Annotated in this window: 22 protein-coding genes; 10 read left to right on the plus strand and 12 right to left on the minus strand. The window is 63.5% G+C overall.

Annotation, left to right across the window (positions count from 1 at the left end; translation table 11 throughout):
* Positions 1-39: 39 nt before the first annotated feature.
* Entirely contained in the window at positions 40-1,938 is a 1,899-nt protein-coding gene (gene dnaK / locus Q0D44_RS04050) for a molecular chaperone DnaK (RefSeq protein WP_294132746.1), read from the minus strand.
* Between the two features lie 175 nt (positions 1,939-2,113).
* Between dnaK and Q0D44_RS04055 the strand changes: the two genes are divergently transcribed.
* Genes Q0D44_RS04055 through Q0D44_RS04070 form a run of 4 tightly spaced genes read left to right on the plus strand, consistent with a single transcriptional unit; the run spans position 2,114 to position 3,609 of the window.
* Positions 2,114-2,590, plus strand: a complete 477-nt coding sequence (locus tag Q0D44_RS04055) for a copper chaperone PCu(A)C (RefSeq protein ID WP_294132748.1) — start codon at positions 2,114-2,116, stop codon at positions 2,588-2,590.
* Positions 2,587-3,045, plus strand: a complete 459-nt coding sequence (locus tag Q0D44_RS04060) for a vgr related protein (protein WP_294132750.1) — start codon at positions 2,587-2,589, stop codon at positions 3,043-3,045. Before Q0D44_RS04055 ends, Q0D44_RS04060 begins: the two co-directional genes overlap by 4 nt.
* A gap of 31 nt (positions 3,046-3,076) precedes the next feature.
* Positions 3,077-3,316, plus strand: coding sequence for a type II toxin-antitoxin system ParD family antitoxin (locus tag Q0D44_RS04065; RefSeq protein WP_294132753.1), 240 nt, complete (start codon positions 3,077-3,079; stop codon positions 3,314-3,316).
* Positions 3,313-3,609 (plus strand): type II toxin-antitoxin system RelE/ParE family toxin, encoded by a 297-nt coding sequence (locus Q0D44_RS04070; protein WP_294132756.1) that lies wholly within the window; start codon positions 3,313-3,315, stop codon positions 3,607-3,609. Before Q0D44_RS04065 ends, Q0D44_RS04070 begins: the two co-directional genes overlap by 4 nt.
* Positions 3,610-3,663: 54 nt before the next feature.
* On the opposite strand, the gene sdhA is transcribed toward Q0D44_RS04070, so the two are convergent.
* Genes sdhA through sdhC form a run of 3 tightly spaced genes read right to left on the minus strand, consistent with a single transcriptional unit; the run spans position 3,664 to position 6,250 of the window.
* Positions 3,664-5,466 (minus strand): succinate dehydrogenase flavoprotein subunit, encoded by a 1,803-nt coding sequence (sdhA, locus tag Q0D44_RS04075; RefSeq protein ID WP_217671638.1) that lies wholly within the window; start codon positions 5,464-5,466, stop codon positions 3,664-3,666.
* A complete protein-coding gene (sdhD, locus tag Q0D44_RS04080) occupies positions 5,466-5,855 on the minus strand; it encodes a succinate dehydrogenase, hydrophobic membrane anchor protein (protein WP_006956239.1) in 390 nt (129 codons plus the stop codon). The genes sdhA and sdhD overlap by 1 nt, the downstream gene beginning before the upstream one ends.
* Positions 5,855-6,250: a succinate dehydrogenase, cytochrome b556 subunit gene (sdhC, locus tag Q0D44_RS04085; RefSeq protein ID WP_294132774.1), complete on the minus strand. Its 396-nt coding sequence runs from the start codon at positions 6,248-6,250 to the stop codon at positions 5,855-5,857. Before sdhC ends, sdhD begins: the two co-directional genes overlap by 1 nt.
* Positions 6,251-6,433: 183 nt before the next feature.
* Between sdhC and Q0D44_RS04090 the strand changes: the two genes are divergently transcribed.
* From Q0D44_RS04090 to Q0D44_RS04100, 3 genes are all read left to right on the plus strand, one after another.
* Positions 6,434-7,786, plus strand: a complete 1,353-nt coding sequence (locus tag Q0D44_RS04090; protein ID WP_294132777.1) for a methyl-accepting chemotaxis protein — start codon at positions 6,434-6,436, stop codon at positions 7,784-7,786.
* Between the two features lie 194 nt (positions 7,787-7,980).
* Positions 7,981-8,976 (plus strand): 50S ribosomal protein L11 methyltransferase, encoded by a 996-nt coding sequence (locus Q0D44_RS04095; RefSeq protein WP_294132780.1) that lies wholly within the window; start codon positions 7,981-7,983, stop codon positions 8,974-8,976.
* Between the two features lie 10 nt (positions 8,977-8,986).
* Positions 8,987-9,706: a dienelactone hydrolase family protein gene (locus Q0D44_RS04100; RefSeq protein WP_294132783.1), complete on the plus strand. Its 720-nt coding sequence runs from the start codon at positions 8,987-8,989 to the stop codon at positions 9,704-9,706.
* A gap of 100 nt (positions 9,707-9,806) precedes the next feature.
* Here Q0D44_RS04100 and ruvC read toward each other — a convergent pair whose 3' ends face one another.
* The 5 genes from ruvC to Q0D44_RS04125 all read right to left on the minus strand — a co-directional run bounded on the left by ruvC (position 9,807) and on the right by Q0D44_RS04125 (position 12,229).
* Positions 9,807-10,298, minus strand: coding sequence for a crossover junction endodeoxyribonuclease RuvC (gene ruvC, locus Q0D44_RS04105; protein ID WP_006956228.1), 492 nt, complete (start codon positions 10,296-10,298; stop codon positions 9,807-9,809).
* 178 nt (positions 10,299-10,476) lie between these two features.
* Positions 10,477-11,220, minus strand: coding sequence for a YebC/PmpR family DNA-binding transcriptional regulator (locus tag Q0D44_RS04110; RefSeq protein WP_294132790.1), 744 nt, complete (start codon positions 11,218-11,220; stop codon positions 10,477-10,479).
* 70 nt (positions 11,221-11,290) lie between these two features.
* Complete coding sequence (locus Q0D44_RS04115; RefSeq protein WP_006956225.1) at positions 11,291-11,617, minus strand: heavy metal-binding domain-containing protein; 327 nt, start codon at positions 11,615-11,617, stop codon at positions 11,291-11,293.
* A 27-nt stretch (positions 11,618-11,644) separates the two neighbouring features.
* The gene (locus tag Q0D44_RS04120; RefSeq protein WP_006956223.1) at positions 11,645-11,887 is read right to left on the minus strand and encodes a DUF2312 domain-containing protein; all 243 of its coding nucleotides are present in this window, start codon (positions 11,885-11,887) and stop codon (positions 11,645-11,647) included.
* A gap of 42 nt (positions 11,888-11,929) precedes the next feature.
* Entirely contained in the window at positions 11,930-12,229 is a 300-nt protein-coding gene (locus tag Q0D44_RS04125) for a DUF1244 domain-containing protein (RefSeq protein ID WP_294132796.1), read from the minus strand.
* A gap of 104 nt (positions 12,230-12,333) precedes the next feature.
* Between Q0D44_RS04125 and pyk the strand changes: the two genes are divergently transcribed.
* Positions 12,334-13,785 (plus strand): pyruvate kinase, encoded by a 1,452-nt coding sequence (gene pyk, locus Q0D44_RS04130; protein WP_119744687.1) that lies wholly within the window; start codon positions 12,334-12,336, stop codon positions 13,783-13,785.
* Here pyk and hemW read toward each other — a convergent pair.
* Complete coding sequence (hemW, locus tag Q0D44_RS04135; RefSeq protein ID WP_294132801.1) at positions 13,782-14,969, minus strand: radical SAM family heme chaperone HemW; 1,188 nt, start codon at positions 14,967-14,969, stop codon at positions 13,782-13,784. The two genes, pyk and hemW, sit on opposite strands and share 4 nt — an antisense overlap.
* On the opposite strand from hemW, the gene Q0D44_RS04140 reads away from it, so the two are divergent.
* Positions 14,968-15,645, plus strand: coding sequence for a CAP domain-containing protein (locus Q0D44_RS04140; protein ID WP_294132803.1), 678 nt, complete (start codon positions 14,968-14,970; stop codon positions 15,643-15,645). The two genes, hemW and Q0D44_RS04140, sit on opposite strands and share 2 nt — an antisense overlap.
* Before the next feature lie 129 nt (positions 15,646-15,774).
* On the opposite strand, the gene rdgB is transcribed toward Q0D44_RS04140, so the two are convergent.
* Together rdgB and rph are read right to left on the minus strand one after the other, a co-directional pair.
* Positions 15,775-16,404, minus strand: a complete 630-nt coding sequence (gene rdgB, locus Q0D44_RS04145; RefSeq protein WP_294132806.1) for an RdgB/HAM1 family non-canonical purine NTP pyrophosphatase — start codon at positions 16,402-16,404, stop codon at positions 15,775-15,777.
* A 98-nt stretch (positions 16,405-16,502) separates the two neighbouring features.
* Positions 16,503-17,219: a ribonuclease PH gene (rph, locus tag Q0D44_RS04150; protein WP_088183292.1), complete on the minus strand. Its 717-nt coding sequence runs from the start codon at positions 17,217-17,219 to the stop codon at positions 16,503-16,505.
* Between the two features lie 92 nt (positions 17,220-17,311).
* On the opposite strand from rph, the gene Q0D44_RS04155 reads away from it, so the two are divergent.
* The gene (locus Q0D44_RS04155; RefSeq protein WP_294132818.1) at positions 17,312-17,818 is read left to right on the plus strand and encodes a DUF6438 domain-containing protein; all 507 of its coding nucleotides are present in this window, start codon (positions 17,312-17,314) and stop codon (positions 17,816-17,818) included.
* Positions 17,819-17,870: the final 52 nt, after the last annotated feature.

A 17,870-nucleotide genomic window follows, 5' to 3' on the forward strand; every position in this document is an offset into this window, starting at 1 on the left:
CCCGGCCTGTGCCGGGATGACGGATATGGGGCTTCAGCTTCAAGCCTTGTTGTCGTCCACTTCGGAGAATTCGGCGTCGACGACATCGTCGTCGGCCTTGGGCGCGTCGGCACCCGGAGCAGCGGCCGCAGCCTGCTCCTTCTCGTAAATGGCCTGGCCCAGCTTCATCGCGACCGTGGCAAGTTCCTGCGCCTTGGTCTTCATCGCTTCAGCGTCGCCGCTTTCGATCGCAGCCTTGGTGTCGGCAATGGCGGTTTCGATCTCGCCCTTCAGGCTCGCATCGACCTTGTCGCCATGCTCGGACAGCTGCTGCTCGGTCGTGTGGACCAGGCTTTCGGCGTTATTCTTGGCCTCGGCGGCTTCGCGACGCTTCTTATCCTCTTCGGCGAAGCGTTCGGCGTCCTTGACCATCTGGTCGATGTCAGCGTCAGACAGACCGCCCGATGCCTGGATGCGGATCTGCTGTTCCTTGCCGGTGCCCTTGTCCTTGGCGCTGACATTCACAAGCCCGTTGGCGTCGATGTCGAACGTGACTTCGATCTGCGGCACGCCGCGCGGGGCTGGCGGGATGCCGACCAGGTCGAACTGGCCGAGGATCTTGTTGTCGGCCGCCATTTCACGCTCGCCCTGGAACACGCGGATGGTCACCGCCTGCTGATTGTCGTCGGCGGTCGAATAGACCTGAGACTTTTTGGCAGGGATGGTGGTGTTGCGGTCGATCATGCGGGTGAACACGCCACCCAGCGTTTCGATGCCGAGCGACAGCGGCGTCACGTCGAGCAGCAGCACGTCCTTGACGTCGCCCTGCAACACGCCCGCCTGGATCGCCGCGCCCATGGCAACGACTTCGTCGGGGTTCACGCCGGTGTGCGGTTCCTTGCCGAAAAATTCCTTCACGGCTTCGCGCACCTTGGGCATCCGCGTCATGCCGCCGACAAGGACGACTTCGCTGATCTCGCTGGCAGACACGCCTGCGTCGGCCATCGCCTTCTTGCAGGGCTCCATGGTGCGCTTGATGAGGTCGGCGACCAGACGCTCCAGATCGGCGCGGGTGATCGACTTCACCAGATGCTTGGGACCGTTCTGGTCGGCAGTGATGAAGGGCAGGTTGACTTCGGTCGTCTGGGCCGAGGACAGCTCGATCTTCGCCTTTTCAGCGGCTTCCTTCAAACGCTGGAGCGCCAGCTTGTCCTTGGTAAGGTCAATGCCTTCGGACTTCTGGAAATCGGCAGCCAGGAATTCGACCAGCTTGGCGTCGAAATCTTCGCCACCCAGGAAGGTGTCGCCGTTGGTCGACTTCACTTCGAACACGCCATCGCCGATTTCCAGGATGGAAATGTCGAAGGTGCCGCCGCCAAGGTCATAGACCGCGATCGTCTTGCCATCCTGCTTGTCGAGACCATAGGCGAGCGCGGCTGCGGTCGGCTCGTTGATGATGCGCAGCACTTCAAGGCCGGCAATCTGGCCGGCGTCCTTGGTCGCCTGACGCTGGGCATCGTTGAAATAGGCTGGGACGGTGATGACCGCCTGGGTAACGGTTTCGCCCAGATAGCTCTCGGCGGTTTCCTTCATCTTTTGCAGGATGAAGGCGCTGATCTGCGAGGGGCTGTAATCCTGGCCACCGGCCTTGACCCATGCGTCGCCATTCGGACCCTTGCTGATGTCATAGGGGACGAGTTCCATGTCCTTCTTGGTCATGGGATCGTCGAAGCGGCGGCCGATCAGGCGCTTGACCGCGAAAATCGTGCTGTCCGGGTTGGTCACCGCCTGGCGCTTGGCCGGCTGACCGATCAGGCGCTCGCCATCCTTGGCGAAGGCAACGATCGAAGGCGTGGTGCGCGCGCCTTCCGCATTTTCGATTACCTTGGGCTTGCCACCGTCCATGACGGCGACGCAGCTGTTGGTGGTGCCAAGGTCGATACCGATAACTTTTGCCATTGTGTCCTCTTTGAACCCCAAATTCTATTCAGCGGTTGATGGCCCCATACCTCACGAAAGCGCCAAGGCAAGGCCGGTTTGCATGGGCGATATAGGGGCGCTTTTGCTTGGCACAAGAAGCTGGGGCGATTAGCTATGCTTACCGACCGGAAACGAGACAGTCAGGAACCAGTTGATGCGCGCGCCCTTTGCCCTTTTCGCCCTTTTGTCTCCGCTGGCGCTGGCCGCGTGCGGCGACCCGGCACCCACCTATATCGACCAGGCCTATGTGCGGCTCAGCCCCAATAAGGAGACGCCGTCGGCGGGCTATTTTGTCGCCCATGGCGGAGACGCGGGCGGTCAGATTCGCGGGGTGCTGACCGACTATGCGCTCAAGGTCGAGATGCATGAAAGCATCGACAAGGACGGCATGATGACGATGGCGCGAATCGACAGCGTCGATGTGCCGCCCAAGGGTGAGGTTGCTTTTGCGCCGGGGGGTAAGCATCTGATGCTGTGGGGGGTCAACGATACCGCGATCGGCCGGGGCAAGATGCAGCTGACCTTCCTGATGGGCAATGGCGACCGGTTGCTGGTGGACGCGGTGATCCGCAAGCCCGAACCAGCGGGCGCGGGTGCGGCCAAGCCTGCTGGCGAGCATGAGGGCCATTGAGCAGCCGTTACCTGACGCGCGATGAGGTTACGCTGGCGCGGGGCATGTTCGGCGCTGCGATCGATTATGGGCGGGTGCGGGTGCATGAGCGCAAATGGTGGCCGTTCCAGCCCAGGGGCGTGACGATGGCGCCCGATGGCGACCTGTGGTTCCATCCTGACGGCGGGCTGTTCTGCGCGGATTTTTGCGAAAGCCCGCTGCATATACAGGGGCATTTCATTCACGAGATGACCCATGTGTGGCAGGCGCAGCGATCGGGGCGGTGGTGGCTGCCGCTGATGCGTCACCCCTTCTGCCGCTATGCCTATGATGTCGTGCCGGGCAAGCCGTTCGCGCGCTATGGCATCGAGCAACAGGCAGAGATTGTGCGGCACGCTTTTCTGTTGCGGCGGGGCGTGATGGTCGATGGGAAGCCGGGGCTGGAGGCGTATGAGGGGCTGTTGCCCTTTGGTTGAAGCGGTTACCCGAATCGGGTAATATGCCAGCATGAGCAAATCCACATCCGTCGCATTGAGCGACCATTTCCGCGCCTTTGCCGAGCGCAAGGTGGCGGAGGGACGGTTCGGATCAACCAGCGAGGTCGTCCGCGCGGGCTTGCGGCTGCTGGAAATGGAGGAAGAGAAACTGGAAGCCTTGCGGGCGGCGCTGATCGAGGGTGAAGAAAGTGGCGTCCTGCATGACTTCGACATGCGCGCATGGATTGATCGTCGGTTTCCTGAGGCGTGACCGCTGCCGTCAGTTTTGCAGTTGCTGCCGAATGTGATCTGGCGGAAATATCGACATATACCGAAACGGAATGGGGCGCGGCGCAAGCCAAGGCCTATCTGGTTGCGATTGCCGATGCGATCGACCGGATCGCTGCCTATTCGGGCACAGGTAGCCCGATCGACGATGTTCGCGACGGATACCGCAAGTTTCGCGTGGAAAGGCACAATGTATATTATCGCCATCGCGGGACGGGCATCGAAATAGTCCGCATCCTGCATCAGCGCGCAGATCATACTGCCAAGCTGCAATAAAAAGGGCGGACCTTCCGGCCCGCCCCTTCTGATTTCACAACAGTTGATGGCAGATCAGTAAACCCGCGCCTTGGGCTTCACATATTCTGCTTCGTCGGTCATCGTATAGTCGTGGACCGGGCGATAATCGAGCGTCACCTTGCCGCCCGAACCGCCCCAGCCTTCAAACCAGCTGATGGTGTGCTTCATCCAGTTTTCGTCGTCGCGATTGGGGAAATCCTCATGCGCGTGGGCGCCGCGCGATTCCTTGCGGGCTTCGGCGCCTTCCATCGTGCAGATGGCCTGGCTCATGAGGTTGTCGAGTTCGAGCGTTTCGACCAGGTCGGTGTTCCAGATCAGCGAGCGATCGCTGACCTTGACGTCCTGAAGCCGCTTGTTGACCGCCTGCATCCGGGTAACGCCTTCAGACAGCAGCGCGCTGTCGCGGAACACGGCGGCGTGCTTCTGCATCGTACGCTGCATGTCGAGGCGGATGTCCGCTGTCGGCGTCGCGCCCTTGGCATTGCGATAATGGTCGAGGCGGCCCAGCGCCAGATCGGCAGCATCCGACGGCAGCGGCTTGTGTGGCGCGTTGGGCTTCAGATTGTCCTTGAGGAACAAGCCCGTAGCGCGACCGAATACGACAAGGTCGATCAGCGAGTTGGAGCCGAGGCGATTGGCGCCATGGACCGACACGCAGGCCGCTTCGCCCACGGCGAACAGGCCGGGCACGATCACTTCGGGGTCATCGCCCTTCTTGGTCACGACCTGGCCATGATAATTGCACGGGATGCCGCCCATATTATAATGGACCGTCGGGGTGACGGGCAGCGGCTGACGGGTCAGGTCGACGCCCGCGAAAATCTTGCCGCTTTCGGTGATGCCCGGCAGCCGTTCGGCCAGCACCTTGGGATCGATATGGTCGAGGTGCAGGAAGATATGATCCTTATGCTCGCCGACACCGCGTCCTTCGCGCATTTCCATCGCCATCGAGCGGGACACGACGTCGCGCGACGCCAGATCCTTGGCCGAGGGGGCATAGCGTTCCATGAAACGCTCGCCTTCGGAGTTGGTCAGGTAACCGCCCTCCCCTCGTGCGCCCTCGGTAATCAGCACGCCCGCGCCGTAGATGCCGGTCGGGTGGAACTGCACGAATTCCAGATCCTGGAGCGGCAGGCCCGCGCGCAGCACCATGCCGCCGCCGTCGCCGGTGCAGCTATGCGCCGAGGTGGCGGAGAAATAGGCGCGGCCATAGCCTCCGGTCGCCAGCACGACCGCGTGGCTGCGGAAGCGGTGGATCGAGCCATCTTCCATGCACAGGGCGATAACACCCCGGCATTCGCCATTTTCCATAATCAGGTCGATGGCGAAATATTCGATGTAGAAGTCCGCGTCATATTTCAGCGACTGCTGATAGAGCGCGTGGAGCATGGCGTGGCCGGTACGGTCGGCGGCGGCACAGGTGCGCTGCACCGGCGGGCCAGCGCCCATATTCTGCATGTGACCGCCAAAGGGACGCTGGTAGATCGTGCCGTCCTCGTTGCGGCTGAACGGCACGCCGGCATGTTCCAGCTCGATGACGGCGGCGGGGGCTTCGCGCACCATATATTCGATCGCGTCCTGATCGCCCAGCCAGTCGGACCCCTTGACGGTGTCGTACATGTGCCAGGTCCAGTGATCGGGCGAGTTGTTGCCAAGGCTGGCCGCGATGCCGCCCTGCGCCGCCACGGTGTGGCTGCGCGTGGGGAACAGCTTGGTGATGCAGGCGGTCTTGAGGCCCGCTTCGGCGCTGCCCATGGTCGCGCGCAGGCCCGAACCGCCAGCGCCGACAACCACGGTGTCATACACATGGTCGATGATCTTATAGGCTTGCGTCATTATTCGACGACCCCCGTGAAGGCGATCTTGGCGATCGCAAAGACGCCCGCGGCCGCGCCGCCAAAGGCATAGAAGTTGAGCAGCAGCATCGAGAAGAAGGCCAGTCCCTTGTCGTGGACATAATCTTCCAGCATCACCTGCATCCCCAGGCGCAGGTGCCAGAAAATGCTGACGATCATCAGCATCATCGGCACCGCGACCAGCGGGTTGGCGATCCACAGCACGACGCTGTCATAGTCGAGACCCGGCAGGCTCAAGAGGCTGAAGATCAGCCACAGCACCAGCAGCAGGTTGCCGACGGCAGTATAGCGCTGCGCCAGCCAGTGATGCGCGCCATGCCGCGCCGATCCAAGGCCACGGACGCGGCCGATACCAGTACCGTTGCCCATCAGAAGGCCTTTCCGAAAATGTAGAGCCAGATGAAGCCAGTCACCAGCACCGATGCGACCATTGCTGCGATCGACCAGCTCTTGTTGGTCTGCAACTCGTAGCCAGCACCCATATCGAGGACGAAATGGCGCAGACCCGAAAAGAGATGCTGGAAAAAGGCCCAGGTGATACCGATCATCACCAGATAACCAAGGGGCGACGTCGCGCACTTGATGAAGGTTGCATAGGCTTCCGGCCCGGTCGCGGCGGCCATCAGCCACCAGACCAGACCCAGCGCGCCTACGGTCGCAAGGCCGTTGCCGGTCACGCGGTGCAAAATGGAGATGGCCATCGCCGGGCCCCATTTCCAGATCGTCAAATGCGGCGAGAGCGGCCGGCTGTTGGATCGCGCCATGTCTACCCTTGTCCCTATAAGTCCCTTAAGTGCGATCCCCTTAAGAGCGAACGCGGATGAGGGCAAGCCGCGCAAAGCATAGCTGCCCCAACGACCGTGTCCCGCGATCATAAGAAGTGATTAACCAAAGCGCGCTAAGGTCATCTTGCTAAATACCATTGCACCAACAGGGGCTGTCCCATCATGTCGTCCTTCGCCGCATCGCCTGCCAACACCCTGAACGAGAGCGTCAGCCCGGATTTGATCCTGAAAATCGATCCGACCGACAGATTTTCCCAGGGCGCGCGGGAAATCGGCCTGCTGATCCAGGACAGCATGGCCAGCGTGGGAGACGTTTTTTTCACGACATATATGCGTGAAACCGGACTGCGCGACAAACTCAGCCCCGCCGCCGTGAGCGCGATCGAGGCGGCGACGCATCATTATGTCGAACAGAAATTGCTGCATTTCAAAGATGCCCTATGGGCGCAGTCTTCCGCCGATTGCGTGCGCAGTGCGCGCAAACATGGGGTTTCTGTGCGATCTGTGCTGGCGTCCGTAGCCGCAGCGAACGAAAAAATCATCGAACTCATCTGGCAATATAGTCGCGACGACGAAGCCCGCAAACAGCGACTGACCATCATCATGCTCCACATCTCGATGATGGACTCAGGCTTTATGAGCAACGTCCTGTCGAGCGATCAGGCCGAAGCGCAGCGCGCCGAGCTCCAGCGCTTCGGTTCCCTGTTCGAACAGCGAATCGTCGGCGAAATCGACGGCGCGACGCGCCTGGGCGAATCGCTGCGCGAACAGGCCAAGGATGCGTCTGCTGCCACGCGCGGGATGCTGGGCAAGGCGTCGGAAGTCGCAGCGGCGGCTGAACAATCCGCCCTCGCGATGCGCGAAGCCGCGCGCACATCGGCTGGCCTCATCCGCGCGATCGAGGATGCGCGCACCGAAGTGGAAGGCGCGGCCGGCGTTGCCCTGCGCGCCGCCAAACAATCGGGCGATGCCGTCACCATGTCCTCCACCCTGTCCGATCATGCCAAGTCGATCGAATCGATCCTGGGCCTGATCCGCGACATTGCCGGGCAGACCAATTTGCTGGCGCTCAACGCCACGATCGAGGCAGCCCGTGCAGGCGATGCCGGACGCGGCTTTGCCGTGGTCGCGCAGGAAGTCAAAAGCCTGGCCAACCAGACCGCCCGCGCGACCGACGAGATTGCGGGCAAGATTGCCGACATTCAGGCATCGACCCGCCAGTCAGTGGAAACCAACGAACGCATCCGCGACACGGTGGGCGAAGTGCAGGCCAGTGCCGAGCGTATCCGCCACGCGATGGACGCGCAGGCGCAGACCGTCACCATGATCACCGCCGCCGTCGATGAAACCGCGCTCGCCGCCGATTCGATGTCGACCACCATTTCAGCTATCCGGCAGGACACCGAAGTCGTCGCGTCGGAAATCGACCAGTTGGAACGCGGCTTTGTTAGCGTCGAAGGCAAGCTTGCCAGCTTGCGGCACGCCTCGTCCGATTTCGGGCGGCAGGTCGCGTAAGATTGGGCTGATGCCGGGCTGCAAATAGCGCCTTTCTGCGCTTCCAGTGCTCACGTGCTTTAAGCACGCTGCGCGCTGGTTCTCGAAAGTCACTATTTTACCTGACGGTGGCCTTCGACTCGCTCCGGCCTGAGCCCAATCTGGCAATTGTGAGGTTCTTCCCCTCCCCTCCATGGTCGGCTAAAGGCGGCGGCATGACCGTTGCCCAAAGTCCCGCACAAAGCTGGAAAGTCACCCTGCCCTGCACTCGCGCCGAGGCCGAGGCGCTGGACGGGGATATTGCCGCCTTTGCGCTGATGGACCGCCCGCCTGTGCTGATGACCAGCGAAGCGGCACCCGACGACGAAAATGCCTGGCAGCTCGACGCCTATTTCGAGGGCAAGCCCAGCGCGGCTGCGATCAAGCTGTTGCGCTCTATGGTGCCGAGCGCCGCCGGAGCCAAGCCGCTGGTCGAGGCGCTGCCGGACGAAGATTGGGTGACGTTGAGCCAGCAAGGGCTTGAGGCCGTCACCGCCGGGCGCTTCCACGTCCGCAACCTTGCCAGCGACCCGGAGCAGCCGGGTCAGGTCAATATATTGATCGCCGCCAGCCGCGCCTTTGGCACTGGCCAGCATGAAACCACGGCAGGGTGCCTGGCCATGCTGGACCGGGTGCGCCGGGTGGGGATGCGGTTCAACAATATCGCCGACATCGGCACCGGCACCGGGCTGCTCGCCTTTGCCGCGATGAACCTGTGGCCGCGTGCCTATGCGATTGCATCGGACATTGATCCGGTCGCGGTCGAGATCAGCGCGGAAAATGCCGTGACCAATGGCGTGCCGACAGGTGCCGGGCCGGGACAGTTGGCGCTGGTCACCGCCGCCGGGGTCAATCATGCCGCGATCATCGGTCGCGCGCCCTATGATTTGCTGATCGCCAATATTTTGGCCGGGCCGCTGATCGAACTTGCCCCTTCGCTCTGCGCACTGGTCGAGGATGGCGGGACGATCCTGCTGGCGGGCCTGCTTGATACCCAAGCCGATGCCGTTCTGGCCGCCTATCGCGCGCAGGGGATGCGGCTGGCCGAACGCGCCGATCGGGGCGACTGGCCGACGCTGCGCCTGCGCAAGCGCCCGCGGATCGGCTGGAAACGGCCGAACCGCCTCAACCCCGCCGCGCGGGGCGAAGCGCCGGGCTTTGGCAGCATTTAGGACCGACACTATGACCATCACGCGCCAGACCATCGTCCATGAAGGGCCCGGTGGCCTGTTCGAGAGTATGGTCGTGGTCGATAGCGCGGCCAGCGTGCTGCTGCCCGGCATCCTGCTCTTGCCCAATGTGCTGGGGACCAAGGAGGCCGATTTCGCCTATGCGGAAAAGGTGGCGGCGTTGGGTTATGCAGTGCTGGTCGTGGATGTCTATGGCCAGGGCAAGCGCACTACCCGTGCCGATCCAGACCCTGCGCGCTACATGGCCGAGATGAATGGCGACCGCGGCCTGTTGCGGGACCGGCTGCTGTCTGCCCATGCGCTGCTCAAGGGGCTGGACGCGGTGGACGCGGCGCGCACGGCGGCGATCGGTTTCTGCTTTGGCGGCAAATGCGTGCTGGATCTGGCACGGGCTGGCGTGGACATGGCGGGCGGCGTCAGCTTTCACGGCGTCTATGACGCGCCGCCCTTTCCCAATGTCGATATCAGCGCGAAATTGCTGGTCTGCCATGGCTGGGACGATCCTATCGCACCGCCCGCTGCGACCGTGGCGCTGGCGCAGGAATTGACGGCGGCGGGGTGCGACTGGCAACTCCACGCTTATGGCCACACTGGTCATGCCTTCACCGACGAAAGCGTCAACATGCCCGAAAAGGGGCTGGCCTATAGCGCGGATGCGGACCGGCGGAGTTTTCGCGCGATGGTAGGGTTTTTGGAAGAGCTGTTTGGATAGGGTATTGAACAACATCCGTTCGTTTCGAGCGAAGTCGAGAAAGGCTGCGTGCGGTTTCTTGACTTCGCTCGAAACGAACGGAGCTAGCGATTAGCCGCTTTCACCGCGTCGGGATACGTCGCGCGCTGGCGAGGTGATGGGCGTGGGTGATGGCGACGGCGAGCGCGTCCGCCGCGTCCGGCCCGGCGATCTTCACGCCGGGCAGCAAGCGCGATACCATGGCGTGGACCTGATCCTTGGACGCATTGCCCACGCCGACGACGGATTTCTTGACCAGCCGCGCGGCATATTCGCCGACTTCCATGCCCGATCGCGCGGCGTTGAGCAGGATCACGCCACGCGCTTGGCCCAATTTCAACGTCGATTGCGGATTGACGTTGACGAACACCTCCTCGACCGCCGCGCCATCGGGCCGATGTTCGAGGATCAGGTCCGTAAGCGCCAGATCAAGCGCCAGAAGCCGCGTTGCCAGCGGCATCGCGCTGTCGGTCTTGATCTGGCCATTGCCCAGATGCGTGAGCCGGTTGCCATCGGCGGCGATCAGCCCCCAGCCGGTGGTGCCGAGGCCGGGATCGAGACCAAGGAGGATCATCGGAATTTCCTCGCCCCATCAGGGGAGAGGATAGCAAGGCTTGCCGACGTGTCGGCTAGCCGCGCTTGGAGAGGGGGGCGATAGTCGCGGAGGGCAGCGCCCCCTCTCCCAGCTTCGCCTAGGCGGCAAAGCCGCCAAGGCTGCGCAACCCTCTCCCCAGGGGGAGAGGGACAGGGGATCAACCCAGTTTCTCCATCACCGCGTCGGACACTTCATAATTGCCCCAGACGGTCTGGACGTCGTCATCATCTTCCAGCGTGTCGACCAGCTTCATCAGCGTGGCGGCATTGGCTTCGTCGACATCGACAAGGGTTTGCGGCTTCCAGGCGAGCTTGGCGCTGTCGGCCGCGCCGATCTTGGCTTCCAGCGCCTTGGCGACTTCGTGGAGCGCGTCCATCGCGGTCCAGATTTCATGTTCGTCCTCATTGGACGACACGTCCTCTGCGCCCGCTTCGAGCGCGGCCTCGAAGATCGCGTCGGCGTCGCCTGCGCTGGCGGGATAGGTGATCAGGCCGACCCGGTCGAAGCCATGGCTCACCGCCCCGGACGCGCCGAGATTGCCGCCATTTTTGGAAAAAGCGGTGCGTATGTTGGTCGCGGTGCGGTTGCGGTTGTCGGTCAACGCCTCGACGATGATGGCAATGCCTGCGGGGCCATAGCCCTCATAGCGCACTTCCTCATAATTTTCGCCGCCCGCAGCGTTCGCCTTGTCGACGGCGCGCTGGATATTGTCCTTGGGCATGGACTGCGCCTTGGCGGCGTTGATCGCCAGCCGCAGGCGCGGGTTCATGTCCGGGTCGGGCATCCCCATCTTGGCCGCGACGGTGATTTCGCGGCTCAGCTTGGAAAACATCGAGGAGCGCTTCTTGTCCTGCGCGCCCTTGCGATGCATGATATTCTTGAATTTGGAATGGCCGGCCACGGCCTTCTCCTGACATTATCTGGTGAAACACGAGCGCGCTCTCTAGCGACCGAGGCGCGCTCGCGCAATGTTACACGAGGATGGCGGTGCCAGAGGCCGATACCATCAGCATTGAGCCGTTCGAGCCGATCACTTCATAGTCGAGATCAACACCCACGACCGCATTGGCGCCCAGCGTCGCGGCGCGCATCCGCATTTCGCCGATCGCCTGTTCGCGCGCGCGTTGCAGCACATCCTCATACGCGCCCGACCGACCGCCGACGATGTCACGCACGCTGGCGAACAGATCGCGGAACAGATTGGCACCCACGATCACCTCGCCCGTGACGATGCCCAGATATTCCTTGGCAGGCCGCCCTTCCAGACGGCTGGTGGTGCTGACAATGATCTCGGACATGGGCGCTTCTCCTGACAGTTATGCCTCTTATTCCATGCCCAGCGCGGACAGGTAGGTCTGGAGGATGGCTTCCATTTCCTGCCGGTCGTGGGGCTGCATTTTCCGCAGGCGGACGATCTGGCGCATGATCTTGGGGTCATAGCCGGTGGCCTTGGCTTCCAGATAGACGTCCTTGATGTCGTCGCCGATGCCCTTTTTCTCTTCTTCCAGGCGCTCGATACGCTCGATCAGCAGGCGGAGCTGGTCGGCGGCGACATTGGGTTCGGTCATGGGGGCGTATCTCCGGTAGATGTGAATCGGTTGGAGGGCGTCCTAGTGATTGTCGGCGTTCTTCGCCACACTCTCTTTCATCCGCTCGATCTGTTGCGGCGTCGCTTCGCCCTGATAACGGGATTTCCATTCGGCAAAGGGCATCCCGTGGATCAGTTCGCGCGCCTGATCCTTTGTCAGGCCGCCGTCCGCCTCTGCCACCCAATCGGCCAGGCAGTTGCGGCAAAAGCCCGCCAGCCCCATCAGGTCGATATTTTCGACGTCCGTGCGATGCTGCAAATGCATCACCAGACGGCGGAAGGCGGTTGCGGCGGCGGCGTCTGTGAGTATGGTGTCGCTCATCGGCGGACCCTTTCGCTGATCTACATCATCCTGTCGTGCAGCACGGATAACCCATAACGACGCGCTGGCAAGGCCAGCAGCGATCATGACGGCCAGGAGAATATATGTCACGACTACCGCCCCGCTCACGCAAGGTCCGCATTCTTGCGACGCTTGGTCCTGCGAGCGATACGCCCGAAATGATCCGGGCGCTGTTCGTTGCCGGGGCCGATGCCTTCCGCATCAATATGAGCCATGGCGCGCATGAGGATCATGCCGCGCGCATCGCCACCATCCGCGCGCTGGAGAAGGAATTTCAGCGGCCCACGACGATTTTGGGCGATTTGCAGGGGCCAAAGCTGCGCGTCGGCACGTTCGAAAAGGGGCTGGCGCTGCTGGAAACGGGCGCGCCCTTCATCCTGGACCGGGACGAGACGCCGGGCGATTCGCGCCGGGTAAATCTGCCTCACCCGGAAATCTATGCCGCGCTGGTGCCCGAAACCCGGCTGCTGCTGGACGATGGCAAGATGGTTCTGCGCGTGAAGGCGATCAGCGAGGACCGGATCGACACGATTGTCGAGGTTGGCGGGACGCTGTCCAACCGCAAAGGCGTGAACGTGCCAGATGTAGTGGTGCCGGTCCCGGCGCTGACCGACAAGGACCGGCGCGACCTGAGCTTTGCCATGCAACAGGGGTGCGACTGGATTGCCTTGAGCTTCGTGCAGCGGCCGGAGGATCTGGCCGAAGCGCGCAAGCTGATGGGTGGCTATGGGTCGCTGATGGCCAAGATCGAAAAGCCGTCGGCCGTGCAGCGGCTGGAGGAGATTATCGAGATGGCCGATGGCGTGATGGTCGCGCGCGGCGATCTGGGCGTCGAACTGCCGCCCTATGACGTGCCGCCGCTGCAAAAGCAGATCGTCGCTACCGCGCGCCGCATGGGTCGCCCGGTGGTGGTGGCGACCCAGATGCTCGAATCGATGATCAAGTCCCCCTCCCCCACCCGCGCCGAAGTGTCGGACGTGGCGACGGCGGTCTATGACGGGGCGGACGCGGTGATGCTGTCGGCGGAAACCGCGGCGGGCGACTGGCCGGTGGAGGCGGTGGCGATGATGGACGCGATCGCCCATAGCGTGGAGCGTGATCCGGGCTATCTCGCCCGGCTGCATTTTACCGAGACGCTGCCCGACCCGACCACCGCCGACGCGCTGGCCGAGGCGACAGGGAATATCGTCAATGTCGTGGGCGCAAGTGCGATCACCTGCTTCACCTCATCGGGCAGCACGGTGCGGCGCGTGGCGCGCGAACGGCCGTCCGCGCCAATCCTGGCGCTGACCCCACGCACCGACACGGCGCGCAAGCTGGGGCTGACCTGGGGCGTCCACGCGATCCGCACCAAGGATATCGGCAATTTCGAGGAAATGATCGGCAAGGCCCGCCGCATGGCCCTCCGCCACGGCATGGCCGAAAAGGGCGGCAAGATCGTCGTGCTGGCCGGGGTTCCGTTCGGCACGCCAGGATCGACCAATGTGCTGCATGTCGCGGCGGTGCGGGGGGATGAACTGAAGGATCGGGATTAAATTGCCACCACCTCCGGCAGGATCGCGTCGAGCAGGAGCATTCCGGCGGGCGCGACTTGCAGACGGGTGTCGGTCAGGTGGATGAGGCCCAGGTCGGTGAGCTGGTCGATGGCGCGGTCATCGACCAGCTTTGCCACAGCAACGCCTGACAGCGCCGCGATGCGGGCGAGATCGACCCCCTCGCCCAGCCGTAACCCCATCAGCAAAGCCTCACGCGCGCGCTCCTCGCCTGCCAGGGGCTGTTCGGTTTGCAGGCCGTGGCCGTTGCGGCTGACCGCGCCGATCCAGTTTTCCGGCTTTTTGTGGCGCTGCGTTGCCATGCCCCCGCGCCGCCCGTGCGCGCCGGGACCGACGCCGACATAATCGCCATAGCGCCAGTAGGTGAGGTTATGGCGGCTCTCCTGCCCCGCGCGGGCGTGGTTGCTGATTTCATAGGCGGGGACGCCCGCCGCGCCGGTCATCGCGGCGGTCAGTTCATAGAGGGTTGCGCCATGATCAGGGTCGGCGGGCGTCATCCTGCCCTGCGCCACCAAGGTGGCGAAGCGGGTGCCAGGTTCGATCGTGAGTTGGTAGAGGGAGAGATGGCCGGTGCCGAAGGAGAGCGCCTGGGTCAGTTCGGCTTCCCATTGGGCCTCGCTCTGGTCCGGACGGGCGTAGATTAGGTCGAAGCTCACCCGGTCGAACACGGATTGGGCGGTGTCGAGCGCGGCCAGCCCTTCGCTTACATCATGGGCGCGGCCGAGGAAGTGGAGTGCGTCATTGTCGAGCGCCTGCAAGCCCAGCGATACGCGGTTGACCCCGGCGGCGGCGAGATCGGCAAAGCGGGCGGCCTCGACCGAGTTGGGATTGGCCTCCAGCGTGATCTCGATATTGGGGGTGAAGCCCCAATGCTGCTGCGCCGCTGCGATCAGGTCCGCGACCAGCGCGGGCGGCATCAGCGAGGGCGTGCCGCCCCCAAAGAAGATCGACGAGAGCGGGCGTCCGCCGGTCAGCGCGGCCTCATGGGCCATGTCGGCCAGGAGCGCGCTGCGCCAGGCTTCAACATCTATGCCCTCGCGGACATGACTGTTAAAATCGCAATAGGGACATTTGGATACGCAAAAGGGCCAATGCATATATAAGGCCAGAGCGTCGGCGGGGGCCGACGCCGATGCGGATAGAGATTCGGGGGGAATGACGGCCATGGCTGGGGGCAGCCCTAATCTGTTTTTGCGTGGCGGGCTATGGGCGGCGTTGCTGGTCGCGACAGGCGCACAGGCAGCGTCCGATAGCGCGCCGGGGAGCAAGGCGGCGGTTGCTCCGCCGGTCGGGGTGCCGACCGGTGTGGTCATGCCAGCCGCCTATTATGGCATGGAGGAAGCCGCGCGCGGTGAGCCGTTGCTACACGCCGTGATGATGGACGCGCATAATGGCGAGCGGGCGCTGGTCGGTGTCCCAGCGCTGGAATGGGATGACGCACTGGCGGCGGACGCGGCGCGCTATGCCGCCGACATGGCGCAGACTGGTGCGTTCCGCCACAGCCCGCGCGGCAGCCGGGCGATCCCCAGCGGCGAAAATCTGTGGATGGGGCCGCGCCGCCTCTATGGCTATAATGTCATGGTCGGCGCGTTTGCGGACGAGAAAAAGCTGTTCCGGGCGGAGGGCAAATTGCCTGACTTCAGCACCAGCGGGCGCTGGCAGGATGTCGGCCATTATACCCAGATGATCTGGCGCGGCACCCGCAAGGTCGGCTGCGCGCTGGGTGAAGGCGCGAATTATGAGTATCTGGTGTGCCGCTATTTTCCTGCTGGCAATGCCTTTGGGCAAGGGCCGCTGGATGGGGAAGCAGCGCCGATCGAGTTGGCGAGCGGGGAGCGGTAGTTCCTTCCCTGCACGGGGGCGAAGCCGGTGGAGAGGGCTGGCCGCCTTACGTGACCGTAGTGGCCAGATGAACGCCCCCTCCGTCGCGCTTCGCGCGCCACCTCCCCGTGCCGGGGAGGAATGGGAAACTCAAAAAACCGCCGCCACCAGTTTCTTGAACGCATCGGCGCGGTGGCTCATCGCATGTTTGGCGTCCGGGTCCATTTCGCCGAAGCTGATGTCGAACCCCAGCGGCTGGAACATGGCGTCATAGCCAAAGCCATTGCCCCCGCGCGGGGGCCAGACGAGCGTGCCGTCGATCCGCCCCTCGAACGCCTCGACATGGCCGTCGGGCCAAGCCAGCGCCAAAGCGCAGATGAAATGGGCGTCATGGCCAGCGTCCGGGCCTTTGGCGGTGACCCCGTCCCAGACTTTCTGCATGGCAAGGGTGAAGTCCTTGTCCGGCCCGGCCCAGCGCGCCGAAAACAGCCCCGGATCGCCGCCCAGAGCCTCGACACACAGGCCGCTATCGTCGGCCAGTGCGGGCAGGCCGGACAGGTCGGCTGCCTGCAACGCCTTGAGTTCCGCATTGGCGATGAAGGTGGTGCCGGTTTCCTCCGGTTCGGGCAGGTCGAGCGACGCGGCAGAGATCGGCTCGATCCCGTAAGGACCAAGCAACGCGGCGATTTCGCGCACCTTGCCCGCATTGTGGCTGGCGATCACCAGCTTGCCGGGGGCGAGCTTGCGGATCGCCTGTTCCTGTCCGAATTGGTCGGTCATTATTCCACCTCTTCCCGTTCGTTTCGAGCGCATTCGAGAAACGCAAAAGTCACGCTATCGGCTTCTCGACTTCGCTCGAAGCGAACGGATATTTGTGATTACCGCCCCGTCGCGGCGTCCTGCGCGGCGAAGATTTTGGCGCAGCCGATGCGTGCCAGGCGCAGCAGGCGGAGCAATTCTTCCTCGTCATAGGCCGCGCCTTCGGCCGTGGCCTGGACTTCGGCGAATTTGCCGTCGCCGGTCAGGATCAGGTTGGCGTCGGTTTCGGCATTGCTGTCCTCGGCATAGTCGAGGTCGAGAACCGGGGTGCCTTCATAGATGCCGCAGCTGATCGCCGCGACCTTCTGGATGATCGGGTCTTCCTTGAGCGCGCCGGACGCCAGCAGCTTGTCCACCGCGATACGCAGCGCGACCCACGAGCCGGAGATGGCCGCGGTGCGGGTGCCGCCATCGGCCTGGATCACGTCGCAATCGATCACGATCTGGCGTTCGCCCAGCTTCTTCATGTCCACGACGGTGCGCAGCGAGCGACCGATCAGGCGCTGGATTTCCTGCGTGCGGCCCGACTGCTTGCCCTTGGCCGCTTCGCGGCTGCCGCGGGTGTGGGTGGCGCGGGGCAACATGCCATATTCGGCGGTAACCCAGCCCGACCCCTTGCCACGCAGGAAGGGCGGCACTTTTTCTTCCACCGACGCGGTGCACAGCACGCGGGTGTCGCCGAAACTGATCAGGCAGCTTCCTTCGGCATGGATGGTGAAGCCTGGCTCCATGGTGATGTCGCGCATCTGGTCGGGCGCGCGGCCGGAAGGACGCATGTTCTATTCTCCAAAACGGTAGGGGACGGCGCTTAGCGCCCGGCGGCGTTTCTTGCCAGTGCCAAGCGCGCAATTAGGCGATAAGAAGGGCCATGATGATCAGAATGATGATAGCCGCCACCGCGATGCTGCTGGCGGGATGTGCCACCGCCGACACTGAGCTGGACATACCGCGCGCGGCAGGCGACACGATCCGCTTTACCGCCGGGCGCTGCTTTGGCGCCTGCCCGGCCTATAGCGTGCGGGTGACGCCGGACGGATCGGGCCTGCTGGAGCCGGAGAAATTCACCGCCGTGCCGGGGCCGACGCGCTTTACCGTGACCCCGGCGCAATATCGGCAATTGCGCGCGGCGCTGGCCCCCTACAAGCCGCCGGTCGGCACGGAAAAGCGGATCGCCCATAGCGAGAATTGCACCCGCTTTGCGACCGACATGCCCGGCTATCGCATCGAATGGACGCGGGGCAAGGCCAAGCCGACGCGGCTGGACTATCAGTCGGGCTGCATGGACGCGCGTTATGGGAAGCTGCGCACGACGATCGGCGGCATCCCCAAATTGCTGGGGATCGAGCCGATGCTGAAACCCAAGGCTGCCCAATAGGCCGGTCGGCCACGCAGACGTTGAGCATCGGCGCAATCCATCCTACATCGTG

The organism is Sphingobium sp., from assembly GCA_023266575.1.
Taxonomy (GTDB): domain Bacteria; phylum Pseudomonadota; class Alphaproteobacteria; order Sphingomonadales; family Sphingomonadaceae; genus Sphingobium.

Coding starts and splice junctions, on each gene's coding strand:
- dnaK (WP_294132746.1), bottom strand. CDS start 1,938: ATGGCAAAAGTTATCGGTATCGACCTTGGCACCACCAACAGCTGCGTC.
- Q0D44_RS04055 (WP_294132748.1), top strand. CDS start 2,114: ATGCGCGCGCCCTTTGCCCTTTTCGCCCTTTTGTCTCCGCTGGCGCTG.
- Q0D44_RS04065 (WP_294132753.1), top strand. CDS start 3,077: ATGAGCAAATCCACATCCGTCGCATTGAGCGACCATTTCCGCGCCTTT.
- sdhA (WP_217671638.1), bottom strand. CDS start 5,466: ATGACGCAAGCCTATAAGATCATCGACCATGTGTATGACACCGTGGTT.
- sdhD (WP_006956239.1), bottom strand. CDS start 5,855: ATGGGCAACGGTACTGGTATCGGCCGCGTCCGTGGCCTTGGATCGGCG.
- sdhC (WP_294132774.1), bottom strand. CDS start 6,250: ATGGCGCGATCCAACAGCCGGCCGCTCTCGCCGCATTTGACGATCTGG.
- Q0D44_RS04090 (WP_294132777.1), top strand. CDS start 6,434: ATGTCGTCCTTCGCCGCATCGCCTGCCAACACCCTGAACGAGAGCGTC.
- Q0D44_RS04095 (WP_294132780.1), top strand. CDS start 7,981: ATGACCGTTGCCCAAAGTCCCGCACAAAGCTGGAAAGTCACCCTGCCC.
- Q0D44_RS04100 (WP_294132783.1), top strand. CDS start 8,987: ATGACCATCACGCGCCAGACCATCGTCCATGAAGGGCCCGGTGGCCTG.
- ruvC (WP_006956228.1), bottom strand. CDS start 10,298: ATGATCCTCCTTGGTCTCGATCCCGGCCTCGGCACCACCGGCTGGGGG.
- Q0D44_RS04115 (WP_006956225.1), bottom strand. CDS start 11,617: ATGTCCGAGATCATTGTCAGCACCACCAGCCGTCTGGAAGGGCGGCCT.
- Q0D44_RS04120 (WP_006956223.1), bottom strand. CDS start 11,887: ATGACCGAACCCAATGTCGCCGCCGACCAGCTCCGCCTGCTGATCGAG.
- Q0D44_RS04125 (WP_294132796.1), bottom strand. CDS start 12,229: ATGAGCGACACCATACTCACAGACGCCGCCGCCGCAACCGCCTTCCGC.
- pyk (WP_119744687.1), top strand. CDS start 12,334: ATGTCACGACTACCGCCCCGCTCACGCAAGGTCCGCATTCTTGCGACG.
- Q0D44_RS04140 (WP_294132803.1), top strand. CDS start 14,968: ATGGCTGGGGGCAGCCCTAATCTGTTTTTGCGTGGCGGGCTATGGGCG.
- hemW (WP_294132801.1), bottom strand. CDS start 14,969: ATGGCCGTCATTCCCCCCGAATCTCTATCCGCATCGGCGTCGGCCCCC.
- rdgB (WP_294132806.1), bottom strand. CDS start 16,404: ATGACCGACCAATTCGGACAGGAACAGGCGATCCGCAAGCTCGCCCCC.
- rph (WP_088183292.1), bottom strand. CDS start 17,219: ATGCGTCCTTCCGGCCGCGCGCCCGACCAGATGCGCGACATCACCATG.
- Q0D44_RS04155 (WP_294132818.1), top strand. CDS start 17,312: ATGATGATCAGAATGATGATAGCCGCCACCGCGATGCTGCTGGCGGGA.